This is a genomic window from Alkalibacterium pelagium (assembly GCF_900109325.1).
Lineage (GTDB): Bacteria > Bacillota > Bacilli > Lactobacillales > Carnobacteriaceae_A > Alkalibacterium > Alkalibacterium pelagium.
Genome location: NZ_FNZU01000024.1, coordinates 1 through 9,694 on the forward strand (window position 1 = coordinate 1; position 9,694 = coordinate 9,694).

10 protein-coding genes, 4 tRNA genes and 2 pseudogenes are annotated in these 9,694 nt (G+C 35.9%); 12 read left to right on the forward strand and 4 right to left on the reverse strand.

Annotated elements, in window-relative coordinates:
• A pseudogene (locus BMX79_RS12615) lies at positions 1-261 on the reverse strand (ISL3 family transposase); the annotation flags it as partial.
• A gap of 310 nt (positions 262-571) precedes the next feature.
• On the opposite strand from BMX79_RS12615, the gene BMX79_RS12175 reads away from it, so the two are divergent.
• From BMX79_RS12175 to BMX79_RS12200, 6 genes are all read left to right on the forward strand, one after another.
• A complete protein-coding gene (locus tag BMX79_RS12175) occupies positions 572-1,759 on the forward strand; it encodes a hypothetical protein (RefSeq protein WP_091483081.1) in 1,188 nt (395 codons plus the stop codon).
• An 849-nt stretch (positions 1,760-2,608) separates the two neighbouring features.
• Positions 2,609-2,926 (forward strand): PTS sugar transporter subunit IIB, encoded by a 318-nt coding sequence (locus tag BMX79_RS12180; protein WP_091483083.1) that lies wholly within the window; start codon positions 2,609-2,611, stop codon positions 2,924-2,926.
• Positions 2,927-3,022: 96 nt separating this feature from the next.
• The gene (locus BMX79_RS12185) at positions 3,023-3,325 is read left to right on the forward strand and encodes a PTS sugar transporter subunit IIA (protein WP_091483099.1); all 303 of its coding nucleotides are present in this window, start codon (positions 3,023-3,025) and stop codon (positions 3,323-3,325) included.
• A 70-nt stretch (positions 3,326-3,395) separates the two neighbouring features.
• Positions 3,396-4,346, forward strand: a complete 951-nt coding sequence (locus BMX79_RS12190) for a helix-turn-helix domain-containing protein (RefSeq protein WP_091483085.1) — start codon at positions 3,396-3,398, stop codon at positions 4,344-4,346.
• Positions 4,347-4,354: 8 nt separating this feature from the next.
• Positions 4,355-5,272, forward strand: a complete 918-nt coding sequence (locus BMX79_RS12195; protein WP_091483087.1) for an ROK family protein — start codon at positions 4,355-4,357, stop codon at positions 5,270-5,272.
• 74 nt (positions 5,273-5,346) lie between these two features.
• The gene (locus BMX79_RS12200; RefSeq protein ID WP_091483089.1) at positions 5,347-6,123 is read left to right on the forward strand and encodes an alpha/beta hydrolase; all 777 of its coding nucleotides are present in this window, start codon (positions 5,347-5,349) and stop codon (positions 6,121-6,123) included.
• Between the two features lie 314 nt (positions 6,124-6,437).
• Here the strand turns inward: BMX79_RS12200 and BMX79_RS12205 are convergent, their stop codons facing one another.
• The 3 genes from BMX79_RS12205 to BMX79_RS12835 all read right to left on the reverse strand — a co-directional run bounded on the left by BMX79_RS12205 (position 6,438) and on the right by BMX79_RS12835 (position 8,165).
• On the reverse strand, positions 6,438-7,274 hold the full coding sequence (locus tag BMX79_RS12205; RefSeq protein WP_091483091.1) for a Cof-type HAD-IIB family hydrolase: 837 nt from the start codon (positions 7,272-7,274) through the stop codon (positions 6,438-6,440).
• 186 nt (positions 7,275-7,460) lie between these two features.
• On the reverse strand, positions 7,461-7,670 hold the full coding sequence (locus tag BMX79_RS12210) for a helix-turn-helix domain-containing protein (protein WP_091483093.1): 210 nt from the start codon (positions 7,668-7,670) through the stop codon (positions 7,461-7,463).
• Between the two features lie 15 nt (positions 7,671-7,685).
• Positions 7,686-8,165 (reverse strand): DUF2975 domain-containing protein, encoded by a 480-nt coding sequence (locus BMX79_RS12835; RefSeq protein ID WP_091483095.1) that lies wholly within the window; start codon positions 8,163-8,165, stop codon positions 7,686-7,688.
• A gap of 419 nt (positions 8,166-8,584) precedes the next feature.
• Here BMX79_RS12835 and BMX79_RS12220 point away from each other — a divergent pair, with 419 nt between their 5' ends.
• The 6 genes and pseudogenes from BMX79_RS12220 to BMX79_RS12620 all read left to right on the forward strand — a co-directional run.
• Positions 8,585-8,860, forward strand: coding sequence for a GNAT family N-acetyltransferase (locus BMX79_RS12220; RefSeq protein ID WP_091483097.1), 276 nt, complete (start codon positions 8,585-8,587; stop codon positions 8,858-8,860).
• A gap of 85 nt (positions 8,861-8,945) precedes the next feature.
• Positions 8,946-9,017 (forward strand) — tRNA-Glu (locus tag BMX79_RS12225).
• 28 nt (positions 9,018-9,045) lie between these two features.
• Positions 9,046-9,118: transfer RNA gene (locus BMX79_RS12230), tRNA-Thr, on the forward strand.
• 28 nt (positions 9,119-9,146) lie between these two features.
• Positions 9,147-9,227, forward strand: a tRNA-Tyr gene (locus BMX79_RS12235).
• An 11-nt stretch (positions 9,228-9,238) separates the two neighbouring features.
• Positions 9,239-9,310: transfer RNA gene (locus tag BMX79_RS12240), tRNA-Gln, on the forward strand.
• Positions 9,311-9,480: 170 nt separating this feature from the next.
• Positions 9,481-9,694 (forward strand): annotated as a pseudogene (locus BMX79_RS12620) (ISL3 family transposase); the annotation flags it as partial.

Below are 9,694 nucleotides of genomic sequence, written 5' to 3' on the forward strand. Positions count from 1 at the left end.
CTTTCTTATACGTAAATACGTTGGTCGAATACCGCTCATTGGAAAAGTCACACGAGAGGACTGTGTCCCATTTTTATAGATACTGTAATCATTGTTCGGAGCGTGACACTTCTCGCATTCGGCTGGTGTATAGCTTAGAGTAGAATCGATATATTTAACTTTTCGCCCTTTCAAAACACCGTAGGTGACACAATCATCTTTAAATATGAGATTTTTATCTTGAATATCGAGCACTTTTTGCATATCATTTGAAGTAGGCAAGTGAGTTCCTCCTTAGGTGATGTTTTCGTCGACTATTATTCTACAGGAGAACTCACTTGTTTTCTAATATCTAAAGAAATGACGTTAGTGAGTTAATCTCACCAACGTCATTTATTGTACAACCCTTTTTTTATATTTTGGTAGCAGTGTTCGTCAATCTGAAAGTTTTAATATGTATTCAAAATTATTAAGATTTTTAACAATCACCATTCATTTAATTGAATAAAAATGAGCATATTAACTGTTTTTTCTTTGGGAATAGGGTAAAGTATCCCTATAAAAGTTTATGAAGATGAGGGAGAGGGAAAAAATGAAGAAAATCTGGTTGTTGGGAATGGCACTGTTCATTGTAGCAGGCTGTGATAACGGGGATGATCAGTCTTCTGCTGTTGACGAAGTGGTTTCAGAGGACAATGAGGAGCCGGCTGACACAGAAAATGACGAGAGTGAGCGAGATGCGGACCCTGTCACAGACGATTCAGAGGACACAGAAGAAGTGGAACTGGGAGAAGAAATGGCTTTTGTTCTCCAAATCTCTGATGAAGCAAGCGGACTCTCTGCAGAGAATGATGAAGTTCTGTCTATGTTGACGGGATTGATTAATGACTCGCAGACAGACGAGATAGGTGATGATGGAGAAGTCCGTGCTCAATATTCCGGACTTTTCTTAACAGATGAGACAGATTTGCTGTATGCAGTATTTCTTTTATCGAACCGAACTGAGGATTCCATGACCAATATAGGTATGACACTTTCTGTTATTACTGATGATACGACAATTTTTGAAAACAAGCAGATCTATCTTGACCAAGAACATTTTGGCGTACTGGAACCTAATACTGTTATGCCCGTGTATGTTGAACTAGATGTTAGTCAGCTAGGTGTGATAGAGGAATTAAGTGACAATCGGCAAGAAACAACTTATATCAGTAATGTTATGTTTGATATTCCAGGAGAAAACCCTGATTCCAGAAATCCTGAAGGTTACGAAGCCGGTTATCGCCCGGAATATATATTGATGCAGTCTGAAAATGGTCAAAGCAGATCCGGAGAATGGGAAGAGAATAACCCGGAGCTGGAATATGTGGTACCTGAGAATCTGGTGGATGAGGACGTTAGTTTAGCCTTATTCCAAGTTGAGAATATCCTTGAACTTGCCCAGACGGAATCAATTGCCAATGATGTGACGATTTTCTGGACTGGGGTGGCGCAACAGAATGTTGAAGAAGATAACTGGGAAGGTATTTTCTTACTGATGAACCGGACAGGAATGGATTACAGGAATATAGAATTCGGGTTTACACTTGAAGATGAGACAGGAAATGTCGTATTCGAGAACCAGATCATTTCTTTACCGGAAGATGACTTCGGCGTATTCAGAGATGGAACAATGATACCAATATTTGTACCCATTCCTGATGAGGGTGAAGAAGCATTTATGGGAATTCTTGAACGCTACGGCGCAATGTACAGATTCGAATCATGGGAAGCTGAATGATAGAGTTAGTAGCGTGTTGAGTGGAAGATGTCCGTATGCTGACAAATAATAAAAGCAATGAGAAATAAAAGAGGCTGGGACATAAGTCTCAAGTTAACAGTACTCTGCAAAATAAAACAAGTATAAAAACCATCAAATCAAGGATTGAATATCCAGAATTTGATGGTTTTCTTCTTTTTGGCTAGTTTTGTCCAGCCACTTTTTATTATGAAAAGGTGATGGACTTACTCAAACCTCGATAAACTATGCAAAACTGAGCTCATCCAAACTCACGAATAAATGAATTAATTTGAGTAGTGATTGGTTATTAATATTAACATATTTTTATAAGAACGTTTTTGTTTGAAGAAAATTTACTTGTCCGACAAATGTGTACAATTCGAGGTATAATAGTAGTACATGCATGAATTTAAATACTAGTTAGTTAAAATTTACGCATAAAATGGTTATCAAAGTGATATAAGAGTATTTTTGAAAGCGGTACAATTTCATTATGATCATGTTAACGTTAACTAAATCATTATGTAGTGTGTCTATATTCAATCAGCGATTAAGAATTCTGGTTGAAATAATATGATAATATAATAAATGATAAAATAATGCTTGCTGCGAAAAAGAATTACTGATTAGGAATAGGCTACCAACTTAATGCAGATTTTATCAAGGTAAAGCTGCCATTAGTACTAGTTGGAAACTTAAAAGCTATTCTAGCGTATCTACCATAGGGCTATAACGAGGGAAGTAGGGTATTCAGTCGTAGTTTTTAGTGAGTGCGACGATTATGATGCCCATATAATTGAAGTGAACATAGTGTATTAAATACTAAAAATAATTTAAGCAGGGAGAATAATAATGAGTAAAACAATTATGTTAGTTTGTTCAGCAGGAATGAGTACATCCTTATTAGTTTCAAAAATGAAACAAGCAGCAACCGAAAAAGGTTTTGAAGCAAAAATATTCGCCGTATCTGCTAACGAAGCAGATTCTTATTTAGAAAATGGTGAAGTGGATGTAATGTTATTGGGACCTCAAATACGATTCATGAGACGTCAGTTTGAAGAAAAAGTCTCTGATAAAGGTATCGGAGTGGATGTTATCGACATGAGAGATTATGGGATGATGGATGGAAAGAAAGTATTAGATAAAGCAATAGAGCTGATAAAATAATAGACTTAGAGGCAAGATGTCAATATTAGTATATCTTGCCTTCAAATCATATAAAATTAAGGAGTCGTTCAAGTGGAAAATGCAAACAACCAGTTGATGGAAATAATAATGTCACTTATCATGCATGGCGGAGACGCAAAAAGTAATGCAATGGAGGCTATTCACGCCGCTAAAACAGGAAACTTTACTATATCAGAAAATAAATTGAAAGATGCAAACAATGCGTTGATAAAAGCGCATAAGTCTCAGACAAGTTTATTGACTCAAGAAGCAAGCGGGGACTCGGTAGAACTGAGTTTATTAATGATCCATGGACAGGATCACTTGATGAATGCAATCACATTTAAAGATATAGCCGAGGAAATAGTGGATCTCTATAAATTTACCAGTCATAACTAAAAAAAGGAACATAAATAAAGCTAGTTCAGAAATATCTAAACACTCGTAACAACACTAGGGGAGAAGCGTTATGAAAAATGAAAAAGATAATGTGGAACTTTTTTATAAAAATAAGCACATTAGAGACCTAGATAGTTATAATATTGAAAGATGGAATAAACACCATTATCAGAACATTCCAAAACTTATTTCTAATTTTGAAGCAGAGAGCTGGCCACTACTTCTTTTCGAGTATAAAGCTAATCAAGAGTTTACTATCCCTTTTCATTGGCATGATTGGCATGAAATTGTATATGTTAAAGATGGAGTTATAGAGATTTACGTGGAAAATAGGTCATTTAAATTGACTAAAGGACAATTTTTTTTCTTCCCTAGTGGTGTCCTTCATAAAACGATTAATAACGTGGGTACACAGATCACCGTACTTCACATTCAAAGTGATTACATACGTAAAGTTATGCCAGATTGGGACAACATCCACATAGAATTGTCACAATTTGAGCAAACCGATGAAGTAGATATAGTCGGAGAAATAGGATCGTTAATATTAAATCTTGAAGATACTTATAATGATGATTCGATTCTTGCTTATAATGGATCATTAGCTTTATTAGTGTATATTTTATACAAAATTCATAAAAACTATGGAACTAAGTTAGACATCAGCACGAAAAAGACTAGCTATAAGTATAAAGAACGATTACTCGAAATATTTAACTTTATAGATGATAATCTGACAAGCGGGTTCACACTTGCTGAGTTGGCAGAGCATATGTCTATGTCACCTCAATACATATCAAAGATATTTAAAAAGCATCTTAACAGCACATTTACTGAGTATATAACTGAGAAAAGATTGGAACTCGCTCTTAAATATATAAAGTTCAGTGATAGTACGCTTACGGATATTTCATTTGATGTGGGCTTTCCAAATTATCAATCTTTTGTTCGTGTATGTAGAGAAAAATATGGAGTAACACCTTACGAGTATCGGAAACAGTATCTTTTAAATAATGATTGAGGGATGATATGGATAAATTTATAGTGTATGACATAGGAGGTTCTTTCATTAAGTTCGCCTTGATGGATGAAGAATCTATACATGTAAAAGGAAAAGTTAAAACGCCTAAAACTTCTTTCGACGAACTTCTTCACACTTTAGAGCATGTCTATCAGCCATTCGCAGGTACTGCTAAGGCAGCTGCGATAAGTATGCCAGGATTAATCGATTCAAAATCTGGCTATGCAATTCATGGAGGTTCTTTAAGTTATATTAGGAAAATGAATGTAGCAGATATGATTAAGGAACGTTTGAAAATTCCAGTAGTAATTGAAAATGATGGGAAAAGTGCTGCTTTAGGAGAGGCATGGAAAGGTGGCTTAAAAGGAGTTGAAAATGGTGTTTCAGTAGTATTAGGCACAGGTATAGGTGGAGGTATTGTACTAAACGGAGAATTAGTTAGAGGAGAGCACCTTGGAGCAGGAGAGTTCTCATTTATTCGTTTAAATAAAGAACAACCCACTAATCCGGAATATATTTTAGGTAATAAGGGAAGTATTGTTAACCTAATTCGACAAGTTGCAATCGAATTAGAGAAAGATCCCAAAGAATATACAGGAGAAGATATGTTTGAAGCAATTCGACAGGGAAACAACCGTGCTAAAGAATTATTAAAGTCTTTTTGTAAAGATTTATCAGTTCAGTTATTAAATTTACAAGCAATTCTGGATCCTGAAGTTTTTGTTATAGGGGGAGGAATTAGCGCAGAACCTATGTTAATAGAGATTTTTGAAGAGGTCTTGGACGAAATTTATTCGGAAGATTTCTTTTACAAAGTAAATGGGTATAAGGTTGAACTCAGAAAAAGTCCATTAGGCAATGATGCAAATCTTTTTGGAGTTCTACATCAATACTTAACTTCTGAAAAAAGCAATCAGGAAGAGTAATTAAGAAAATAGATACTTTCTAAGAAGTTCAAGAATGTAACTGATATAATCAAAATAATTTAAGAGGTGTTAATATGGCTGTTGTAACCGTAAGTTTTCAGTCTAGAGAATTAATGAGAAGCGTTCAACACAAAGCAATCATTCCAACATCTACTAAGTCGTTATATGATCCTGATGATGCTCCTGAAGTTGAAATGAAGGATCTTAGAACACTTTATCTTCTTCATGGATGGGATGGAAGTCACGAAGATTGGATAAACAATACTCGAATCATAGAATTAGCAACTAAATATGGTATTGCGGTAATCATGCCTTCTGGAGAAAATAGTTTTTACGTCGATCATCCTAACGGAAACAATTATGGGAAATTTATAGGAGAAGAACTGATTGACGAAACAAGAAAGTTATTTCCTCTATCTAAAAAGAGAGATGATACCTGGATAGCAGGACTATCGATGGGAGGATATGGCGCACTAAGAAATGGCATTTATTATTCTGACAAGTACAGTAAGATAGCTGCATTTTCTAGTAGGATAAGAACGAGTCAAGATAAGGAAGATTTAAGTAAGGTAAATCCAATTACTCAACGTACTAAGGCTATTATTAAAGGTGATTCATATAAAGCGTTACCGGAAGATATGGATATCAAGAAGTTAGTAAATGCATCAGATCACTTACCAGAATTGTACATAGTTTGTGGAACAGAAGATTTCTTAATTAATGAAAACCGTAAATTTCATAAGTGGTTAGACAGCAAACAAATTGAGCACCATTATGAAGAAGAGTCTGGGAAACATGATTGGGATTACTGGAATATTTATATTGAAAGAGCACTTGAATGGCTAACTTAATAGGATTATTAAAGGGTATTTCCGATCCCCCTAGGCAATGAATAATACCAATTCTTAAAGGCAAAGTAGAAATACAAGTTAGCCTTCATTAAAATAGTAAAAAAAAGCAAGCAATCGCTGAGCTATCTATGGGTTGATATGCTCCCTTTATAGTAGGCAGAGAAATAAAAAAATTCTCTAACACTATAAAGGGAGCATATCAGGTATCTCAGCGATTGCTTGTTTTTATTGTTCGTACTTAGATGACTAACAGACCCCATCTATAAATATACTAATGTTAAGTAGTCAGGAGTTTAGCTCGAGAGCAATCTTTCCTAAATCAATCCAAAGTGCTTAAAGGCATTATACAATCCGTCGTTTTCTACATCATCTGTGATGTAGTCGGCTATTTCTTTTATATCAGGGCCACCGTTGCCCATAGCGACACCCGTTTTGCAGTATTCAAGCATCGGAATATCAACTTTTGCATCTCCAAAAGCAATGGTGTGTTTGTTCGATTCTTTTAGATGGGTCATAAGTAAATCTAAAGCTGTCTGTTTATCGATATTATCCAAGGCAACATCTCCGAACAAAGCCGTTTCTCCTGCTCCGCCCCAGGTTCCTACTCTAAAGTCACTGAACACTTCTCTGGCTTCCAGATAATCACTGAAGTCATTCAACACAAAACTAATTTTATTTACCTTTTCACGGTATAGGTTCTCACCAAAAATCATATCTGGAAAAGCCTCTTTTACAGTAATCTTATCGGCCTCTTTATTTCCTTTTCTTGCGGTGTAGACTTGTATTGTTTTCTGTGCGCGTTCCGCAAAATGTTCGCTCCCATACAATCCATCATTGCTTTCGAGATAAAACTCAAGGCCTTTGTCATGAAGCCAGTCTACGATTCTTCTGCAGTCTTCATAAGACAGGCTGCGCTCAGAAATGACTTCCCCATCACTTTCAATATAGCTCCCGTTCCCGCCAATATACCCGTCGAATCCAATTGATAGAATCTCCTCATACATCTCGGCTTTACTGCGTCCAGTGACAGTGTAAACTTTGTGGCCATTTTTCTGGGCTAGTTTAATAGCTGTAACAGCACTTTCAGGCAATTCATTTTCGTAAGAGACTAGGGTTCCGTCTACATCTATAAATATATAGTGTCTGTTCATTTCTTTTCCTCCTGAATTTAGAATGAGTATTTCTTATGAAGCGGTGAAATTAGTAATAAAAAACCTGAATAACAACCGGTTAAGACACTCGTCTCGTCGGTCAGTTATTCAGGTTTTGCCTAGTCGAACTAGTCACAATCCTTGTTAATCTATAGTATACCAGATATTATAATCTTTTCCAGGTGGTCATTCATCACTTTCATATTCCAAGATATCACCAGGCTGACATCCCAGAGCTTTACAAATGGCTTCTAAAGTAGAAAATCTTATAGCAACGGCTTTTCCCGTCTTCAGCTTAGATAGATTGACATTAGAAATACCAACTTCTTCTGCCAAATCTTTAAGAAGAATTTTCCGATCAGCCATAACGCGGTCTAACCTAACAATAATAGGCATCTTATAAATCCTCCTTTAAACGGTCTCGTCTGAGAGTGTCTGTAATTCGATGCCGTAGTTAAAGGTCTCAGATACAGCACACAGAATAAGGCCAATCATTAGGCTAGAGCCGACTCCGAATAGTATATAGTAACCTTCCTGCATTAATATAGACACAAGTAGAGATCGAAACAATGGCAGCAATATATCAGAAAAAATCAGAATAATTCCCAATCGTTTTATTGATTGAGCAAATTGAAAAGAGAAAGGTGAATGACCTTCTGAAAGGTACTTAAATAACTGACTTCCCTTCCAGAAAATATAAATACTTAAAAAGAAAGTAAAAGGTAAATCAATAAGTGCAGCTAATCGGAAGTCAGCTTCATCAGGAAAACCACGGCCAGAATTGAAAAACGTAAAAGATGGTGTACTCAAATTAAACCAGATATCAGTATCAGTAAAAAAATAGGTATAGAGAGATGAAAAGACGATTAGAGCGATAACGATTGCTGACATGGTTAATAATATTTAAGAAACCTTACAAATGATTCGAAATTTTTTAATATTCAAAACCTTCACTCCTTTTGAGTAGTATGATCATTTTACATAAAACATAATCGATAATCAACATTTTATTATCGATTGACGATAACAAAATAACCTAAAACGAAAAAAATCTAAGGTTCTATTTAAATATTTAATTTCAAAAATAAATCATAAACGATAATGTCTATATGATTTGAGAGGATGTAAAATAAATAAGATAGTTATTAACTACGTTTTACTATGAATTGCCATACATACTATGAAAGATACAGCCTCTCTAGTATATAACGAATTAAAAATCATTTTTCTTAATAAGAATCCTATTAATTGTTACTCGAAATTTGTATGGTAAAATTGTATAAACGTAAAAAAAGAAAGGATTGAGGAAAATGAATTTTAAAAGAGATGTTAACCGCTTCTATAAAGAAGAAGACGGGAAATTACTAGCAGAAATCACTTGGGTACCTCAAGGCGATACAGTTGCTGTGGATCATACCTTTGTAGATCCTTCGTTGAGAGGTCAAGGGGTAGCAGAGCAGCTGGTTGACCGCGTGGTTGAGGAAATGCAGAAGGAGCAGAAGAAAATCAAACCAGTCTGCCCGTATGTGGTCGAACTGTTCAAGAGAAAACCTGACAAGTACGAACATGTTCAGGCGTTCGATTAAAAAATCTTAATTATCTTAAAACCTGTTGACAATTATTCCCATCCATTATAGAATATATCTTGTGCTTAAAAAGTACAAGATGACTGGCCCCTTGGTCAAGCGGTTAAGACACCGCCCTTTCACGGCGGTAACACGGGTTCGAATCCCGTAGGGGTCATCACACTTTGTTAGTAAGTGTCAGTTATGCCGGCTTAGCTCAGTTGGTAGAGCAACTGAATCGTAATCAGTGGGTCGAGGGTTCAAATCCTTTAGCCGGCATTGTCTAGTCTAGTGTTGTTATTTATACGGAGGGATAGCGAAGTGGCCAAACGCGGCGGACTGTAAATCCGTTCCTTCGGGTTCGTAGGTTCAAATCCTACTCCCTCCATTTTTTATTATTGGGCTATAGCCAAGTGGTAAGGCAACGGGTTTTGGTCTCGTCATTCCTAGGTTCGAATCCTAGTAGCCCAGTCAAATTATAAAGCTGTGTGGCATTTTGCTGCACGGTTTTTTTATTGGTTGTACAATAAATGACGTTGGTGAGATTAACTCACTAACGTCATTTTTTTAGATATTAGAAAACAAGTGAGTTCTCCTGTAGAATAATAGTCGACGAAAACATCACCTAAGGAGGAACTCACTTGCCTACTTCAAATGATATGCAAAAAGTGCTCGATATTCAAGATAAAAATCTCATATTTAAAGATGATTGTGTCACCTACGGTGTTTTGAAAGGGCGAAAAGTTAAATATATCGATTGTACTCTAAGCTATACACCAGCCGAATGCGAGAAGTGTCACGCTCCGAACAATGATTACAGTATCTATAAAAATGGGACACAGTCCTCTCGTGTGA

Coding starts and splice junctions, on each gene's coding strand:
- BMX79_RS12175 (WP_091483081.1), top strand. CDS start 572: ATGAAGAAAATCTGGTTGTTGGGAATGGCACTGTTCATTGTAGCAGGC.
- BMX79_RS12185 (WP_091483099.1), top strand. CDS start 3,023: ATGGAAATAATAATGTCACTTATCATGCATGGCGGAGACGCAAAAAGT.
- BMX79_RS12190 (WP_091483085.1), top strand. CDS start 3,396: ATGAAAAATGAAAAAGATAATGTGGAACTTTTTTATAAAAATAAGCAC.
- BMX79_RS12195 (WP_091483087.1), top strand. CDS start 4,355: ATGGATAAATTTATAGTGTATGACATAGGAGGTTCTTTCATTAAGTTC.
- BMX79_RS12200 (WP_091483089.1), top strand. CDS start 5,347: ATGGCTGTTGTAACCGTAAGTTTTCAGTCTAGAGAATTAATGAGAAGC.
- BMX79_RS12205 (WP_091483091.1), bottom strand. CDS start 7,274: ATGAACAGACACTATATATTTATAGATGTAGACGGAACCCTAGTCTCT.
- BMX79_RS12210 (WP_091483093.1), bottom strand. CDS start 7,670: ATGCCTATTATTGTTAGGTTAGACCGCGTTATGGCTGATCGGAAAATT.
- BMX79_RS12835 (WP_091483095.1), bottom strand. CDS start 8,165: ATGTCAGCAATCGTTATCGCTCTAATCGTCTTTTCATCTCTCTATACC.
- BMX79_RS12220 (WP_091483097.1), top strand. CDS start 8,585: ATGAATTTTAAAAGAGATGTTAACCGCTTCTATAAAGAAGAAGACGGG.